The organism is Billgrantia saliphila (assembly GCF_002930105.1).
GTDB lineage: Bacteria > Pseudomonadota > Gammaproteobacteria > Pseudomonadales > Halomonadaceae > Halomonas > Halomonas saliphila.
This window is the reverse complement of the sequence record NZ_PJRN01000008.1, coordinates 36,249-51,406: the sequence shown is the minus strand read 5'-3', so window position 1 is coordinate 51,406 and position 15,158 is coordinate 36,249. Positions and strand designations below refer to the sequence as shown.

Sequence of the window (15,158 nt, the reverse complement as noted above, 5' to 3'; positions counted from 1 at the left end):
TTCCATAGCGCTGCACTCAACGCACAAGGTGGATGGTCGATAGAGCACAAAATTGAGTCATCATGGTTCGCTCGAAACTGCCATGCTGGTAAGTGCGTCAAGGAAGAGGCTTTGCAACGGGACGGGCCCGGCCGGTTATCGGTCGGGCCCTTCGCTTGTCCAGGTCTGTTGCTGGCGCCGAAACCTCGACAGCTAGCGGTGGAGTCGCTGGGCAATCGCCGATTTGCCAGATGGCGAGGCGCGCGGTGCGCTTCTGTCAGCTTAGCTTTCTCGTGACCGTGCAGTGGCACACATCGCCCTCGATACTGTCAATGCGAACGACAACTGGGCGATCCTCAGCCGGGTCCTCGGTAAACAGCAACCAGCTATTGGAATCGAACCCCCGGACATACTCCTTGCCCACCTCAGGCTCCTTCACCTGATCTGTGCCAATCTTTGTGGTCATGCCGACCTCAAGACGTCTTATATCTTGCATGCCCATCTCCTGTGCCGATTTTCTCGCTGAGACACAGGGCCGCCTGAAGCTACCGTCACTGTGCCTGCGTATTGTCGATGCTTGCGATTACTGTAGATCATGCTTGCCACCCCCATTAGCTTCGTAGGGCCTTTAGGGTAGCGCATATGAATGGGCGTCAAGGAGGATGGGATATGACGTGGCGTGCCAGGGGGAGAGATGTATGGGGTGGAACCGCTTGCGAAGCGGCCGGGTCTGTGTGTCTGGGGTAGGTGCTTTCACCAGATCCTCAACGGCTGGCGCCGGGAGCCGTTGGACATCGTCGATGTATCAGATAGGGACAGCGGTAGGGCGCTGATAGGCAAAGCAAAGCGGCCGTTGGTGTGGCTCTACCATTGAGCTGCACCTGCGTATGACGGCTGGCTATATACCCCGCACATGAAGCATGATTTGGGACTGGAATAGGAAGTTCGTTCACGTTAGACGAGCAGAGACACTGTTGCAGAGGGCTTCAGTCCTGCCAAGATAGGGAGTCCAAGCATGACCGTAAGCTCTTATTCTCCCAATACCCTGATGATCCGTAAGCTGGATAGCATCTTCCCCCTCACCGACGAGGAGAAGCAGGCACTTCAGGAATTGCCAGTGCAGGGAAAAGCCCTTAAGCCCGATGAAGACCTCGTTCGCATCGGAGAGAGCCCGACCCGGTGCTGCTTGATCCTGGAAGGCTTCATGTGTATGTACAAGGTGACTTCCGCGGGCAATCGCCAGATTTTGGCCTTGCATGTTCCCGGTGACTTGCCGGACCTGCAAAGCCTGCATCTGAAGGTTATGGATATGAGTATTGCCCCGGTCAGCCCCTGCAAGGTCGGGCTCATTCAGCATGAAGAAATATACCGTATATGCGAGCGGTATCCCCGCCTTACTGCTGCCTTATGGCGCGAGACGCTGGCACATGCCTCAATCATCCGAGAGTGGATGCTGAATAACGGACAACGCGATGCCTACACCCGGATCGCCCATCTTCTTTGCGAGCTCGTGGTGCGCCTGAAGGCGGTGGGGCTTGCTGATAACAGCCCCATTGACCTGCCCATTACTCAGACTGAGCTTGCAGACGCGACTGGCATGAGCCCGGTCCACATGAACCGGGTTCTCCAGGCTCTTCGTGCCAATGGCCTGATCGAGAGTAAAAAGGCGGAACTGACGGTCCCTAACTGGGAGAAGCTGCGGGAAGCGGGTGAGTTCGACCCTCTCTACCTTCACCTGGGGGAGAGGCGTGACCTACACCCTAGTAAAAGCCAGGGACAGCAGTGGAGTTAGCCGTTGCCAGCATGCATGCCCCGTACAACCTGGCCGTAGCGCCAGTAGCCCACAACGAAAAACCGCCACCGGGCATGGCCCGTGAGTGGCGGTCTGTGCAGTTCATGGAGGGAACGACAGGATTCAAACCTGCGATCTCTCTGCAAACCCAGCCGTATGGCGTGGCCTATCACATGCCCAACGTTGGCCGGCTGGGTACGAAGCCCCGCGCCGCCTTGTGCTGGCCGTGCCGTTGTAGTGGAGAACAAGGCTCAAGACGCCGGCCACCTGGGCTTTACGCCTACGGCTAGTGTTTCAGGATGACGTAGAAAGCGTGAATGATGCCCGGGATGAAGCCCAGCATCGTAAGCAGTATGTTCAGCCAGAAGTGGCCCTTCAGGCCGACCTCCAGAAACACGCCGACTGGCGGTAACAAGACGGCGAAGATTGCTTTGATGGGGTCTGTTGCGGTTAAAGCCATGACTTCCTCCTTGATGGTGACGCTCCTGATCCTGCCTCTAGTCTAGCGCATCTCCAGGCTCTGTCTGCGGGGCTTGACGTTTGGTTTCGAAAGTCAAGCACTTTGCAATATGAAAGCTGCATGGGGTGCCCACGAGGTGAAAAGCCATGAAGGCTCATTGCTGGGCGACGGTTGGCGCTCCTCAGGCGCCGCTTGCCGTGCGAATCCTAGTGATTGCTTGGGCCCGAGTGTGGCACGATCGGCTTGTGCCGCTATTCGGCGGCCTGAGAGAGAGGTAGGGAATGGATACGGTCTGGATGTGGGTGGGCTTCAACCTGTTTGTCGTAGGGTTACTCGCACTCGATCTTGGAGTGTTGCATCGCGGAGAAAGACAGATCACGGTGAGGCACGCCTTATGGCTGAGTCTAGGCTATGTAGTGCTCGCGATGATCTTCGCGGGCGGCATGTTCGTCTTCATGGGCGAGGCGGAAGGGTATCAATTCCTGACGGGTTACCTGATCGAAAAGAGCCTGAGTGTTGATAACATTTTTGTCTTTGTGCTGATATTCAGCCACTTCGCCGTACCGCATCAGTACCAGTATCGGGTCCTATTCTGGGGCATTCTGGGTGCGCTGGTGATGCGAGCCACATTGATCCTGGTAGGAGCAGCCGTGATCGATGCCTTCCACTGGGTTATCTATCTTTTCGGCGCGTTCCTCATCGTCACCGGTATAAAGATGTTGGTAACCGTTGGGCAGGAGCCAGACGTAGATAACAACCGTATTGTTCGTTTCATGCGCCGCCGCTTCAGAGTGACTGAAGGCTACGAGGGTAACCGTTTCTTTGTGATCAAGGATAAGGTGCGTTACATGACCCCCTTGTTCTTGGTTTTGATTTTAATCGAGCTGACCGATGTGGTCTTTGCCTTGGATTCCATTCCGGCAATCTTTGCCATTACGACGGACCCCTTCATCGTCTACACCTCGAATGTATTTGCAATTCTAGGTCTTAGAGCGCTTTACTTTGCTTTGGCGGGTGTCATCCACCGTTTCCATTATTTAAAGTATGGCTTATCACTGGTCCTAGTTATTGTGGGGATGAAGATGGTGCTCAACGCTTGGTTTGGTACCAAGGTGATTCCTACCGAAGTAGCTCTGTTGATCACCGCTGTACTCATTGGTGGTTCGATTCTGTTCTCTATCTGGAAGACACGCAGCCTACCTGTCGAAAAAGCTGAGCAAATAGCGAATCAATGGTGGGTACCGGGTAGCCCGCCCAAGAGTGACTCCAAGCCGGACGGTAAACGTAAAAGTTAAACGAGCAGACGCAATTGAGTAAGAGGGGCCGCAGAGGCCCCTCTGTCTTTTAGCGTGCTCTGCTAAAGCCTGACTGGTAAGCCGATTTAATGGCACACATTTCATCGATGCTATAAGGTTCGACGCCGGGGGAAATCCTCGATCACTGCCTTCGCTCGGGCTGACATGTCTCCATAGAGCTACGCAACCATCGTTATTTGAGAGCACGCCGACGGGACGGCCGTTCAGCCGTGTCTGGATATAACCGAGAGCCCATGCTGTAAGCGATTTCGCACAATGCGGAGGGGCGAAGGCTCACAGATTTCATCTGTCCTGCCTGACCTCGAAGATGGCAGGATGAGCGTGTGCCAGGGAAGGCATACCAAGGAACAGGAGTGCAGGAAGGCGCAACGAGAGGGGCCCGGCCGGTTATCGGTCGGGCCCTTTGCGTGCCTGGACCTTGATCGTACCCTCGGCGGGACCCGGTGAAGCGATATTCAGCCTGGAGTAATAGGTGGCTTGGGAAAGGGCGGTATGTCGTGAGGCCGCTGTTTGTTGGGTTCGTCTTCGGGACGAGGAGGCTGCTGAGGCTGTTGCTCATCCGGAAGGGGATCAGGCGGGGTCGGATTCTCCTCTGGGCGAGGCGGTTGCTTTGGGTGTTCACCGTTCGAGGAAAGCCCCACAAAATATGGCTGATTCATAATGATGCAGCTCCCAATGGCTGTGGCAGTCAATTCAGGATAGGGCATCTGCGAGGAGGCCATGGAAATAGACTGTGGTGTTATGGGGTCAAGGGAGATGCAGCGGGAGAGGCCCGCCCATAATCGGCTGGGCTTTCATGTGTCTGGGCTGGTGCTGGCGGCCGCCGTTGTCAAGGTCCTGAGCTTCGACCATACGGAGTATATATACTGTATGTGTCTGCTTTACAGCAATGTTTTAGGCGCACAGCTATGCAACACTGGAGAGTTAAGGTGCGTGAAGTACTCAGCCAACGAAGTGAACATCATTTGGGAACGGAGGAGGCCTTGTGGAGTTAAGGCCAAGATAGTTCCTTCTAAGAACACAAGCCCACCATGAGGATGGGCTTGTGCAAGTTCGATATAACCTGCCTAACTATTTAGAAGGTCTCCCATTCCGCCTCTTCTGCCTTCTGACGGGCTACCGGCTGGCGTTCTGGTTTGGGATCGCGTTTTAGGAGTTTTGAAGGGGTGTTTTCCGTTGCATCGCCCACATCAAAGTAGTCAACGGCACGCTGAAGGTCTTGTGCTTGCTGCTCCAGCGAAGCTGAGGCATTAGCGGTCTGCTCCACCAAGGCGGCATTATGTTGTGTGACTTCGTCCATTTGATTAACAGCAATACTCACTTGACCGACCGCTGCAGTCTGCTGTTCTGATCCTCGGGTAACTTCCTCCATTAAAGAAGACACTTTCTGTACACGATCAAGAATTTCTTGCATAACCGAGCCCGCTTCGCCTACGTACTGGCTGCCTACGTTAACAATGTCAGCATTTACGTTTATCAGCTGCTGGATTTCCTTGGCAGCATCTGCGGAGCGCTGAGCCAATTTGCGCACTTCCTGAGCCACAACGGCGAACCCGCGGCCCTGCTCGCCGGCGCGGGCAGCTTCTACAGAAGCATTGAGCGCCAGGATATTTGTTTGAAAAGAGATGCTGTCGATGACTGCGATAATACCATTAATCTTGCTAGAGCTCTCGGTGAGCTCCTGCATCTTGCCGATCGCCAGGCGTGTTTTGTCACCTCCGTCAGTGGCTGAAACACGGGTTTGTTGCACAAGCTCGTTGGCCTCGGCAGTATTCTCTGTGTTAGTGGCTACGGTGCTAGCCACTTGCTCCATGCTGGTGGCGGTTTCCTGAAGGCTCGAGGCTTGTTCCTCGGTTCGTTGCGACAAATCGGTATTGCCCGCCGCGATCTGCCCGGCTCCCGTGGCAATGCTTTCTGCCGATTGTTGGATAGACAGAATGAGTTGGCGTAGCTGGGATTGCATATTGTCTAGCATCACAAGCGTTTGGCCAATCTCGTCTCTGGAGTCAATCTGGATATGGTTATCCAACTTGCCATCAGCCATTCTTGAAAAATAACCCATCATACGCTTCAGCGGGCGGTCGATTGAGCGCGTGATCCACCAGCCGAGAGCGCTGGCAACAATAAGTGAGGCCAGCATAGCTATAAGGCTAATTTTAATATTATTTTGCCCGGTGGCCTGGGCTTTGGTGAAGAGCTCATCGGCTACCGTGTCCTGCAAAAGAATCAATTCCTGTAAGGGAACGTTTGCGGCATAAAATTGTGGCGTGGCCGTGCGATACATGACGATGTTAGCTGCACGGTAATTTTTCTCCTCATAGAGCCGCATGGCTTGGCCTAGACCCTCATCCAAAAAGGCTGCGCGCAGATCGCTAAACTCATCGGCTAGTAACCGTTCTTCGTGGGTTTGGTAAGAGGTCATGTAACGCTCCCATACGGCACTTATTTCCTCTGAGTTACTGCGAATCCTCTCTAGAAATTCTTGGGTATCCTCTTCGAAGCGGGCACTCTCTTCGAGCCGTGGGTCATGGCTGGAGAGCATTCCGAGCAACATTTGATTGTCACGCATCAGAGCATTAATACGCCCGAGTTGGCGGGTCGGGACTAAGCGCTCTATATATAGATCTTCCATAGAGCGCTCTATGCTATTCATGCTATGTAGACTGAATCCTCCTATAGCAAGGAGAAGACCGGCTAGCAGGACGCAAAGAAGAACGACTCTGGCTTTTATCGAAATACTCATTCTAATTCTCATTCTCATTTTGAGTTGTGAAATGCTTGCGCAGACTGGCTTATCGCGAGCATGCCTAGCTTCGGCGATAGCAAAGAAAACTTAAGAGTAGAAGCTTTTGAATAAGCGTTTTGGCATATTGCTAGCAAAAACGGCTTGATTGGCGGCCAAATGCTATCTAAGTGAAGCAATACTGAACGTAGGCCCAGAGGAAGCGTGAATGGCGAAGGGTAGGCTGGCTGTTATCCCTGTGGTTCGACCTTAAGAACAGCCGATAGAAAATCCAAAACCAGCAATGCGTTGCGCGCGCCGATAATAGGCGGCCATTCATAAATGTTGGCAGTGAAGGTGTCGCCATCAGAGATCGCCGCGATCTCATCGACCCGAAGGTCTCCGTAATCGGAGTAGGGGTAGGGGTAGGACGTGCTTCCGTAACCGCGAGTGCCGATTCCCAGTGATGTGGTCCATGAGAGCAAGCATGCCTTAGCTGCGCCGAAAGCCTGAAGTTCTCTGCCTGGGTCGGTGTTGCAGGCGCGTAGTGTTACCAGGATTTTGCGAGAATTTTACCATCAACGAAAAACCGCCACCCGGCATGACCCGTAAGCGGCGGTTTCTCTTGGTGTTCGTGGTCGGAGCGACAGGATTCGAACCTGCGACCTCTGCAACCCCATTGCAGCGCGCTACCAAGCTGCGCCACGCTCCGATACTTAGGACTTCCGGTTCGACCGGCGCCCTCAGAACGAGGCGTATACTAGCGCGTTCGCAGATAAATGAAAAGCCTCCTTTGTACTTTCCTTTCAGAAGCTTGCCTATCGCCTACCGCTGCATGGCCCGACCGTGCGTCCCAAATGCCGACCGCGGTTCTGTGTCAATCAGAGCTCTTCCCAGATTCGACTGCGAAGCTCGTGGGGCAAGGAGGCGACCTGCTTCAGGCGTTCCATCTGCTGTTCGGCCACCTCCCGTGCCAGTTCCTGATAGCACTCGCCCATCTTGACGGGATCGCTGCCGTGGTTGTTATAGCAGTGCTCGAACCGCTGGCCGGCTTCGGCCAGGGCGGCGAGGAAGCGCGCCTCCTGCTGCAACGTCTCGCAGGCGCACTCCATCCAGGCGAGCTGGACACGGGTCAAGGGAGTGAAGCCCTGCATGCATTGTCGCGACCACCACGCCACCATCGGCTGTGAGACTGCTAGGGCGGGGGTGAGGCCCTCGGATGACAGGGTGCTGGGCATGGGAGTCTCCAATCGTGGGCAGCCTTGGTTAGCCGGGTGAGGATACTGATCTGAGTGTAGCCCACGGCCTGCGCGGCCCCATGTTTTTTGCTGCGCTGCGTTATGAATTTTTTGCGTTTCCGAAACATGTCTCTTTACGCCCCGTTCATGGCATGCTTTGTTGGTACGGCTGGAATCGCTGGTACGAGCTGGATAGGGAGCTTGGCATGTGGGAAGTCATCAAATCCGTACTGGCCGCCTTCCTTGGCGTGCAGCGTGAGCAGCAGCGACTCAAGGACTTCGAGAAGGGGAATCCGGTTGCATTCATCGTCACAGGGATCGTGCTGGCGGCGGTACTGGTGGGGCTGATTGCGCTGGTGGCCGTCCTTGCGGCAGGCTGATGGCAGCCGACGTTGCGTTGATTGGCGCGTTAGCCAGAAGGCGTAGGCGAAGGCAGTGACTTTCAAAATTTGATCTCTATACTCGATAAAGAAGCGGCTAATGTTCTCCAAGGATGAGAGCCCCCGATCCCTGACACTCGGGGCTGCCGTTATCTAGACAACTACAAACTCGGGAGGCGTCGATGCGGACTCTGCTCGTCTGGCTGGCAGGGGTCTTGGCTCTTGTTGGCTCGAGCCAGGTGGCTCTGGCTAGAGGCTGGAACATGCCCGTTGGGGTTTCGAGCCTCAGTGGCGAAATCTATGGCTTACACATGACCATCTTCTGGATCTGTGTGGTCATCGGGGTGGTCGTGTTCGGGGCGATGTTCTATTCCCTGTTTCGCTATCGCCACTCCAAGGGCGCCAAGTCAGCCAATTTTCACGAGAACACCACCGTCGAGATCATCTGGACAGCGATTCCACTGCTGATCCTGATCGGCATGGCGGTGCCTGCCACCGCAACGCTCCAGAAGATCTACGATCCTTCCGATGCCGATCTCGACGTCATGGTCACGGGGCAGCAGTGGCGCTGGCGCTACGAGTATCTCGGCGAAGACGTTTCCTTCAATTCGAACCTGGCCACGCCCAGGGCGCAGATCAACGGCGAGGAAGAGCGAGGTGAGCACTACCTGCTCGAAGTGGACGATCCGCTCGTGCTTCCCATCAATCGCAAGGTTCGCTTCCTCTTCACCTCCGATGATGTCATGCATGCTTGGTGGGTGCCCGATCTGGCCGTCAAGCAGGACAGCATCCCCGGCTTCGTCAATGAGAACTGGGTGCGCATCGAGGAGCCCGGTATCTACCGGGGTCAGTGTGCCGAACTCTGTGGTGTCGACCACGGCTTCATGCCGATCGTCGTGCACGCCGTCGAGGAGGAGGAGTTCGACTCCTGGCTCGCCGAGCGCAAGGAAGCGGCGGCTGAGGAGGCCATGGGCGTCGACCGGGAGTGGGGTATGGATGAGCTGATGGAGCGCGGCGAAGGCGTCTTCGGCAGCATATGTGCTTCCTGCCACCAGGCAGAGGGTCAGGGCGCGCCGCCGGCCTTCCCGGCCTTGGCCGGCAACCAGCAGTTGATCGAGGATGCCGACTGGCATATCGACACCGTCCTCAACGGCGTGTCCGGAACCGCCATGCCGGCGTTCCGCAACACGCTCAACCCCGTCGAACTGGCGTCGGTTATCACCTATACGCGTAACGCCTGGGGCAACGAGACCGGGGATGTGATTCAACCCTCGGACATTGCCGAACAGCTGGAAGAGTGATGGCGGGCACGGCGCGAGCGCCGTGCCCCCTGACGCGATGCGCGATAACAAGACCTTGTTTATGGAGTAGTCCGATGGCCCCCAAGGTACCTCCTCAACCGATTCTCGAGCAGAGCAGCACCGCCGCGGAAGCCGGGCATGGACATGCCCATCACGCCCCCCCGAAGGGCATATTGCGGTGGCTGCTGACCACCAACCACAAGGAGATCGGCAGCCTATACCTGATCTTCTCGCTCACCATGTTCTTCATTGGCGGCATCTTTGCGCTGGTGGTCCGGCTTGAGCTGTTCCAGCCGGGATTGCAGTTCGTCAGGCCCGAATTCTTCAACCAGATGACCACCATGCATGGTCTGATCATGGTATTCGGGGCGATCATGCCGGCGTTCACCGGCTTGGCCAATTGGATGATACCGCTGCAGATCGGTGCCCCCGACATGGCATTGCCGCGCCTCAACAACTTCAGCTTCTGGCTGTTGCCGGTGGCCTTTGGGCTGCTGCTTTCCACGCTGCTGATGCCCGGTGGCGGCCCCAACTTCGGCTGGACCTTCTATGCGCCGTTGTCGACCGTCTACGCGCCGCCGTCGACGACGTTCTTCATCCTGTCGCTGCATATCGCCGGTATCAGTTCGATTCTGGGGGCGATCAATATCATCGCCACCATCCTCAACATGCGCGCGCCGGGCATGCGCTTGATGGACATGCCCCTGTTCGTATGGACCTGGCTGATCACTTCCTTCCTGCTGATCGCCGTCATGCCGGTGCTTGCCGGGGTGGTCACGATGATGCTCATGGACATCAACTTCGGCACCAATTTCTTCAATGCCGCGGGGGGCGGTGATCCGGTGCTGTTCCAGCACTTGTTCTGGTTCTTCGGTCACCCCGAGGTCTACATCATGATCCTGCCGGCGTTCGGCATCGTCTCGGCGATCATCCCGACCTTCGCCCGCAAGCGTCTGTTCGGCTACGCCTCCATGGTATACGCGACCGCCGCCATCGCCATTCTCTCGTTCCTGGTGTGGGGGCACCATATGTTCGCCGTGGGGATGCCGCTGGTTGGTCAGCTGTTCTTCATGTACGCCACCATGCTCATCGCGGTACCCACCGGGGTGAAGGTCTTCAACTGGGTGGCGACCATGTTCCGCGGTTCGATCAGCTTCGAGCCGCCGATGCTGTTCGCCCTGGCCTTCGTGGTGCAATTCACCATCGGCGGCTTCTCGGGCCTGATGCTGGCTATCGCGCCAGCCGATTTCCAGTATCACGATACCTACTTCGTGGTGGCGCACTTCCACTACGTGCTGGTGCCGGGGGCTCTCTTCGCCATTCTGGCGGGGGCCTACTACTGGCTGCCCAAGTGGACCGGACACTATCCGAACTTGCGTCTGTCCCAGTGGCACTTCTGGCTTTCGGTGATCGGCGTCAACCTGACCTTCTTCCCCATGCATTTCTCGGGGCTGGCCGGCATGCCGCGACGCATTCCCGACTATGCGTTGCAGTTCGCCGACTTCAATCTGGCGTCCTCGGTCGGGTCGTTCATCTTCGGCTTCTCCCAGTTGCTGTTCGTCGCGGTGATCGTGCTCTGCGTGCGGGGTGGTCAGAAGGCGCCGGCACGGGCCTGGGGCGATTACACGGACGATCTCGAGTGGAGCGTGCCGAGCCCGGCCCCGCTGCATACCTTCGAGACGCCGCCGACCTTTCATCGCCCGGCGCATTGAGTGCGGGCTTCCGGCCGAGATGTTGGGGCCGGAACGTGAGCAGGAGTGACGCATGGTTCGTAACGAGACGGATGAGCGTCAGGTGGGAGTCAAGCGCACGGTCTGGCGTAGCGTGGCTGCGCTGGCCGGCATGTTCGCCTTCGCCTTCGCCCTGGTGCCGTTGTATGACGTCTTCTGCAAGGTGACGGGCATCAACGGCAAGGTCGATACCACCGCGCAGGCCCTCGTTCACGAGGATGTCGATGAATCCCGTACGGTTACCGTGCAGTTCATCACGCGCAGCGGATCGGGGCTGCCGTGGCGGATGGAGGCGGAAACCCGTCAGGTTCGCCTGCACCCGGGGCAGACCTCCGAAGTGTATTTCACTTTCGTCAATCAGAGCGATGCAGTGAGTTGGGGGCGGGCGGTTCCCAGCGTCTCGCCTTCCACGGCCACGCGCCATGTGCGCAAGGCGAGCTGTTTCTGCTTCGAGGAGCAGCAATTGCAGGCGGGAGAGCGGCTAGAGTTGCCGCTGGTGTTCCAATTGGATCGCGACCTGCCTCCCGAGGTCGGTACCGTCACCCTGGTCTATACCCTCTATCCGATCGAGGGCAGGAGTGAGCCGCTTCAGGCGGATGTCCAGACCAAACAAGGAGAAGAGGCATGAGTGGCAGTTATTATGTCCCGGCAACCAGCAAGTGGCCCGCGCTGGGCTCTTTGGCCCTTGGGGTGATGATGATCGGGACCGGCATGATGCTGGTTCACGATCGTGGTAGCATCGTCATGCTGATTGGCTTGGCGGGTGTCCTGGCGGTAATGGCGCTGTGGTTCCGCGATGTCGTCGTCGAGTCTCGAAAGGGACTGTACGACGCGCAGATGGATCGTTCCTTCCGCTGGGGAATGGGCTGGTTCATCTTCTCCGAAGTGATGTTCTTCGCCGCCTTCTTCGGTACCTTGTTCTACATCCGCTTCTTTGCCGTGCCCTGGCTGGCCGGCGAGGGTACCAAGGGCGCCACGGCACTGCTCTGGCCCGAGTTCACCGCACACTGGCCGTTGATCAGCCCGCCGGATTCCTCCATCGCCGGCCCGGCTCAGGTGTTCAGCCCCTGGCAGTTGCCGCTGGTCAACACGCTGATCCTGATCTCTTCCAGCATTACCCTGACCGTTGCCCACGAGGCGCTCAAGGAGGGCCAGCGCAAGGTCTGTCGCAACTGGCTCGCCGGCACCGTGCTGCTGGGTCTGTGTTTCATTGCCATTCAAGGTGTCGAATACTACGAAGCCTATACCCATTACGGCATCACCCTGGAAGCCGGCATCTATGGCGCAACCTTCTTCATACTGACCGGCTTCCATGGGCTTCATGTCATCGTCGGTACGATTATCCTGATCGTTATGCTGGCGCGGATCGTGCGTCGCCATTTCACACCCGAAGAGCATTTCGGCTTCGAGGCGGCCAGCTGGTACTGGCACTTCGTCGATGTGGTCTGGGTCGGCCTGTTCCTCACCGTTTACGTATTCTGACGCTAGCCCGGGCGAAGAGCGAGGCGGCCGAGGATGGCCTGGGTCAAGCTTCGCCCAGGCTGCCGAAAAAGAAGCCGTAGAACAGCAGGGCGAGAAGCAGCGCGGCGAGCGTGACGCGAATCTTGAGCGACACCAGGAGCCGACGCGACTGACTGTCGTCGCGCAACAGAAAGCCGACGCCGGCTGCCAGACTGGCTAACATGGCCAGGAACACGACGGCTATCAAGGTCTTGAGAAACATGGGTCACTCCGTTGGAGGTCAGGGGGCGATGCCTGGAAAGCGCTTGCCCCGCTGGCGATCGAGCGTGTGGTATCTGCTCTGGTCGCTGCTGGTGGCATTGGGGTTATTTCTTGGACTATGGCAGTGGGAACGGGCCGACGACAAGCGCAGCTATCTCGCCCGGCTCGATGCGGCGCCAACGCTGGAAGCTCCCGAGGAGGCGCCGCCGCCCGGTTCTCACCTGATCCTGCGAGGCGAGTACCTGGCCGATGCGACCCTTTTTCTCGACAATCGCACCCATGATGGGCAACTGGGGGTGGCGGTGCTGACGCCGCTGCGAGGTGAGGATGGGCGCCTGTGGTTGGTGCAGCGTGGCTTCCTGCCGACCGGGCCGAGTCGGGCCACGCCGGAGGCCGAGACGCCGGTGGGTGAAGTCAGGCTGCGCGGGCGCTGGCAGGCCGCGGGTGATGCGCCGCCGCTTTTCGGGCCCAACCGGGAGGGCATGCGCCTGCAGCGCCTGGACCTCTCCGCTTGGGATCTGCCGGGCGGCTTTGCTCATGATGGCTGGTTGCATCTCGAGCAGGGCCCGGGGCGTCTGGAGCCCTGGTGGACGCCCAACGTGGTGCCGCCCAGTCGCCATGTCGGCTATGCCATCCAATGGTGGGGGTTGGCTCTGGCGGCCTTGGCGGTGATGATCATCGGTGGGCGTCGGCTGGCCAAGGATAGACGCCATGCGCGAGGTGACTCCCCTCAGGAAGGTGATGAGTGATCGGTAAGTCTTACGGGGGAATGTTGTGCAGGAAGCCATGAATACTCGCCATCAGCGCTTGAAGCTGCTGGCTTTGATTGCCGTCTTCGCCCTGCCGATGTTGACGGCGTGGATCATGCTGCACTGGCGCATCGGTATTCCCGAACAACACACCGCGCATGGTGAGCTGGCTCCACCCGTGCCATCTTTGACGGAGTGGCCGCTGGCTGAGCGACAGGATTCGTTCGATGGCGGCGATTGGGTGCTGGCATTCGACTGCACGCGTGACTGCGAAACCCAGGCCGACCGCTGGTGGCGTCTGCATCGGGCGTTGGGCCGCGAGGCGCCGCGCGTCACGCGGCTGAGGATTGGCGGCAGCGCCGAAGCCCTACCGGGAGAGGCGGCCACCCGTTGGAGGGAAAAGCCCGAATGGCAGGCGGCGGGCGCTGTCTGGCTACTCGATCCGCAAGGGCGGGTGGTGTTGCGCTACGGCGATGGCGTCGCGGAGCGTGACGTCCTGGACGACCTGACCCATCTGCTGAAACGTAACCCCGATCAGCGTGCGGTAGAGGAGCTGGATGGCGACCCGCGTTGAAGTCAGCTTGCCCAGCCGCCTCGCGGCTCGACAAGCGTTATGGCAAGGTCGATTCGAGACATGACAGGATCAAGGATGCCATTCATGCAGGGTGCATCGATGCCAACTCTTTCCGATACGGCGCGTGTTCGCCGGCTACGCCTGCTGTTGAGCCTCAGCCTGGTGGGCATCGCCTTTACCAGCGTCGTGATTCTGATCGGCGCCTGGACGCGCCTGGTCGATGCCGGCCTCGGCTGCCCCGACTGGCCCGGCTGCTATGGCGCGCTGGTGGTGCCGGATGCCGAACGCGCCTCGCTCCATTCGCCGCATGCGCCCCTGGAAGCCTTCAAGGCCTGGGTCGAGATGATTCATCGCTATCTCGCATCCACGCTCGGACTGCTGGTGATCGGCCTGCTGCTGCTGGGTGCCGGGCTGCGCCACACCCCTGGTTATCCGTGGAAGACCAGCGTGGCCCTGCTCGGCGTGATCCTGCTGCAGGGCGCCTTCGGCGCCTTCACGGTGACGCTCAAGTTGTGGCCGCAAGTGGTGACCATGCATCTGCTGGGAGGGCTTTCGGTATTGGTGCTTTTCCTGTGGCTGCATCTCGGGCTGCGCCGTTTCGTCAGGGGCGAAACCACCGTGCCGAAGCGCCGGCTGACGCCGCTGTGGATGGCGGCCGTGGCGCTGCTGGTCCTGCAGCTGGCTCTGGGGGGGTGGGTGTCGAGCAATTACGCCGGCATCGCCTGCCAGGGGTTTCCCACATGCAACGGCCAGTGGTGGCCCGAGATGGACTGGAGCGAGGGGTTCCATCTGACACAGACAGTGGGGCCCAACTACCTGCATGGTCAGTTGCACGCCGATGCCCGAGTGGCCATTCATCACGGCCATCGGCTTGGCGCCCTGCTGCTGGGGCTGGTTCTGGTGAGTCTGGCGGTGCGTCATTGGCCGCAGGCGCGCATGCGTCCCTGGCTCGGTGGGCTGGTGATTGCCTATGGTGTTCAGCTGGGCTTGGGAATTGCCAACGTCCTGATGTGGCTTCCCTTGTGGTTAGCGCTTCTGCATACGGCCGGGGCCCTGTCGCTTGTGCTGTTACTGGCACTTGCCGTGTGGCATTGGCGCGAGCCGCTCGAGGAAGCCGAGGATTCGACACGAAGGGATAAGGAGTGGGTGCATGTCTAACGCACTGACCAAGCGTGAGGGGATCAAGGGCACGCTG

15 protein-coding genes and 1 tRNA gene are annotated in these 15,158 nt (G+C 58.4%); 10 read left to right on the top strand and 6 right to left on the bottom strand.

Annotated elements, in window-relative coordinates; genetic code table 11:
• Positions 1-256: 256 nt before the first annotated feature.
• Positions 257-475: a hypothetical protein gene (locus CYJ07_RS10675; RefSeq protein WP_104203688.1), complete on the bottom strand. Its 219-nt coding sequence runs from the start codon at positions 473-475 to the stop codon at positions 257-259.
• 519 nt (positions 476-994) lie between these two features.
• Here CYJ07_RS10675 and CYJ07_RS10665 point away from each other — a divergent pair.
• Positions 995-1,771, top strand: a complete 777-nt coding sequence (locus CYJ07_RS10665) for a Crp/Fnr family transcriptional regulator (RefSeq protein ID WP_104203686.1) — start codon at positions 995-997, stop codon at positions 1,769-1,771.
• Between the two features lie 286 nt (positions 1,772-2,057).
• Here the strand turns inward: CYJ07_RS10665 and CYJ07_RS10660 are convergent, their stop codons facing one another.
• The gene (locus tag CYJ07_RS10660) at positions 2,058-2,231 is read right to left on the bottom strand and encodes a YqaE/Pmp3 family membrane protein (protein ID WP_104203685.1); all 174 of its coding nucleotides are present in this window, start codon (positions 2,229-2,231) and stop codon (positions 2,058-2,060) included.
• A 281-nt stretch (positions 2,232-2,512) separates the two neighbouring features.
• Between CYJ07_RS10660 and CYJ07_RS10655 the strand changes: the two genes are divergently transcribed.
• On the top strand, positions 2,513-3,526 hold the full coding sequence (locus tag CYJ07_RS10655; RefSeq protein WP_104203684.1) for a TerC family protein: 1,014 nt from the start codon (positions 2,513-2,515) through the stop codon (positions 3,524-3,526).
• A 1,096-nt stretch (positions 3,527-4,622) separates the two neighbouring features.
• On the opposite strand, the gene CYJ07_RS10650 is transcribed toward CYJ07_RS10655, so the two are convergent.
• The 3 genes from CYJ07_RS10650 to CYJ07_RS10640 form a co-directional block, all read right to left on the bottom strand.
• Positions 4,623-6,290 carry a methyl-accepting chemotaxis protein gene (locus CYJ07_RS10650; RefSeq protein WP_197038317.1) on the bottom strand — a complete coding sequence of 556 codons (1,668 nt, stop codon included), beginning with the start codon at positions 6,288-6,290 and terminating at the stop codon, positions 4,623-4,625.
• 614 nt (positions 6,291-6,904) lie between these two features.
• A tRNA-Pro gene (locus tag CYJ07_RS10645) sits at positions 6,905-6,981 on the bottom strand.
• Positions 6,982-7,150: 169 nt separating this feature from the next.
• The gene (locus CYJ07_RS10640) at positions 7,151-7,507 is read right to left on the bottom strand and encodes a hypothetical protein (protein WP_104203682.1); all 357 of its coding nucleotides are present in this window, start codon (positions 7,505-7,507) and stop codon (positions 7,151-7,153) included.
• Between the two features lie 206 nt (positions 7,508-7,713).
• Between CYJ07_RS10640 and CYJ07_RS10635 the strand changes: the two genes are divergently transcribed.
• From CYJ07_RS10635 to CYJ07_RS10615, 5 genes are all read left to right on the top strand, one after another.
• Entirely contained in the window at positions 7,714-7,887 is a 174-nt protein-coding gene (locus CYJ07_RS10635; protein WP_104203681.1) for a DUF2970 domain-containing protein, read from the top strand.
• Positions 7,888-8,069: 182 nt separating this feature from the next.
• Positions 8,070-9,188, top strand: coding sequence for a cytochrome c oxidase subunit II (gene coxB / locus CYJ07_RS10630; RefSeq protein ID WP_104203680.1), 1,119 nt, complete (start codon positions 8,070-8,072; stop codon positions 9,186-9,188).
• A gap of 74 nt (positions 9,189-9,262) precedes the next feature.
• Positions 9,263-10,900, top strand: a complete 1,638-nt coding sequence (gene ctaD / locus CYJ07_RS10625) for a cytochrome c oxidase subunit I (protein ID WP_104203679.1) — start codon at positions 9,263-9,265, stop codon at positions 10,898-10,900.
• Between the two features lie 52 nt (positions 10,901-10,952).
• Entirely contained in the window at positions 10,953-11,546 is a 594-nt protein-coding gene (locus CYJ07_RS10620) for a cytochrome c oxidase assembly protein (RefSeq protein WP_104203678.1), read from the top strand.
• On the top strand, positions 11,543-12,400 hold the full coding sequence (locus tag CYJ07_RS10615) for a cytochrome c oxidase subunit 3 (RefSeq protein WP_104203677.1): 858 nt from the start codon (positions 11,543-11,545) through the stop codon (positions 12,398-12,400). Before CYJ07_RS10620 ends, CYJ07_RS10615 begins: the two co-directional genes overlap by 4 nt.
• A 43-nt stretch (positions 12,401-12,443) precedes the next feature.
• On the opposite strand, the gene CYJ07_RS10610 is transcribed toward CYJ07_RS10615, so the two are convergent.
• Positions 12,444-12,641, bottom strand: coding sequence for a DUF2909 family protein (locus tag CYJ07_RS10610; protein ID WP_104203676.1), 198 nt, complete (start codon positions 12,639-12,641; stop codon positions 12,444-12,446).
• A 43-nt stretch (positions 12,642-12,684) separates the two neighbouring features.
• Here CYJ07_RS10610 and CYJ07_RS10605 point away from each other — a divergent pair, with 43 nt between their 5' ends.
• The 3 genes from CYJ07_RS10605 to CYJ07_RS10595 all read left to right on the top strand — a co-directional run bounded on the left by CYJ07_RS10605 (position 12,685) and on the right by CYJ07_RS10595 (position 15,121).
• Positions 12,685-13,389, top strand: coding sequence for an SURF1 family protein (locus CYJ07_RS10605; protein WP_331280926.1), 705 nt, complete (start codon positions 12,685-12,687; stop codon positions 13,387-13,389).
• Between the two features lie 37 nt (positions 13,390-13,426).
• On the top strand, positions 13,427-13,963 hold the full coding sequence (locus CYJ07_RS10600) for a hypothetical protein (protein WP_231489603.1): 537 nt from the start codon (positions 13,427-13,429) through the stop codon (positions 13,961-13,963).
• A gap of 84 nt (positions 13,964-14,047) precedes the next feature.
• The gene (locus CYJ07_RS10595) at positions 14,048-15,121 is read left to right on the top strand and encodes a COX15/CtaA family protein (protein ID WP_231489602.1); all 1,074 of its coding nucleotides are present in this window, start codon (positions 14,048-14,050) and stop codon (positions 15,119-15,121) included.
• The last annotated feature ends 37 nt before the right edge of the window (positions 15,122-15,158 follow it).

What these genes read in the sequence shown, in the direction of transcription:
- CYJ07_RS10675 (WP_104203688.1), bottom strand. Translation starts at nt 475, where the DNA reads ATGCAAGATATAAGACGTCTTGAGGTCGGCATGACCACAAAGATTGGC.
- CYJ07_RS10665 (WP_104203686.1), top strand. Translation starts at nt 995, where the DNA reads ATGACCGTAAGCTCTTATTCTCCCAATACCCTGATGATCCGTAAGCTG.
- CYJ07_RS10660 (WP_104203685.1), bottom strand. Translation starts at nt 2,231, where the DNA reads ATGGCTTTAACCGCAACAGACCCCATCAAAGCAATCTTCGCCGTCTTG.
- CYJ07_RS10655 (WP_104203684.1), top strand. Translation starts at nt 2,513, where the DNA reads ATGGATACGGTCTGGATGTGGGTGGGCTTCAACCTGTTTGTCGTAGGG.
- CYJ07_RS10650 (WP_197038317.1), bottom strand. Translation starts at nt 6,290, where the DNA reads ATGAGTATTTCGATAAAAGCCAGAGTCGTTCTTCTTTGCGTCCTGCTA.
- CYJ07_RS10640 (WP_104203682.1), bottom strand. Translation starts at nt 7,507, where the DNA reads ATGCCCAGCACCCTGTCATCCGAGGGCCTCACCCCCGCCCTAGCAGTC.
- CYJ07_RS10635 (WP_104203681.1), top strand. Translation starts at nt 7,714, where the DNA reads ATGTGGGAAGTCATCAAATCCGTACTGGCCGCCTTCCTTGGCGTGCAG.
- coxB (WP_104203680.1), top strand. Translation starts at nt 8,070, where the DNA reads ATGCGGACTCTGCTCGTCTGGCTGGCAGGGGTCTTGGCTCTTGTTGGC.
- ctaD (WP_104203679.1), top strand. Translation starts at nt 9,263, where the DNA reads ATGGCCCCCAAGGTACCTCCTCAACCGATTCTCGAGCAGAGCAGCACC.
- CYJ07_RS10620 (WP_104203678.1), top strand. Translation starts at nt 10,953, where the DNA reads ATGGTTCGTAACGAGACGGATGAGCGTCAGGTGGGAGTCAAGCGCACG.
- CYJ07_RS10615 (WP_104203677.1), top strand. Translation starts at nt 11,543, where the DNA reads ATGAGTGGCAGTTATTATGTCCCGGCAACCAGCAAGTGGCCCGCGCTG.
- CYJ07_RS10610 (WP_104203676.1), bottom strand. Translation starts at nt 12,641, where the DNA reads ATGTTTCTCAAGACCTTGATAGCCGTCGTGTTCCTGGCCATGTTAGCC.
- CYJ07_RS10600 (WP_231489603.1), top strand. Translation starts at nt 13,427, where the DNA reads ATGAATACTCGCCATCAGCGCTTGAAGCTGCTGGCTTTGATTGCCGTC.
- CYJ07_RS10595 (WP_231489602.1), top strand. Translation starts at nt 14,048, where the DNA reads ATGCAGGGTGCATCGATGCCAACTCTTTCCGATACGGCGCGTGTTCGC.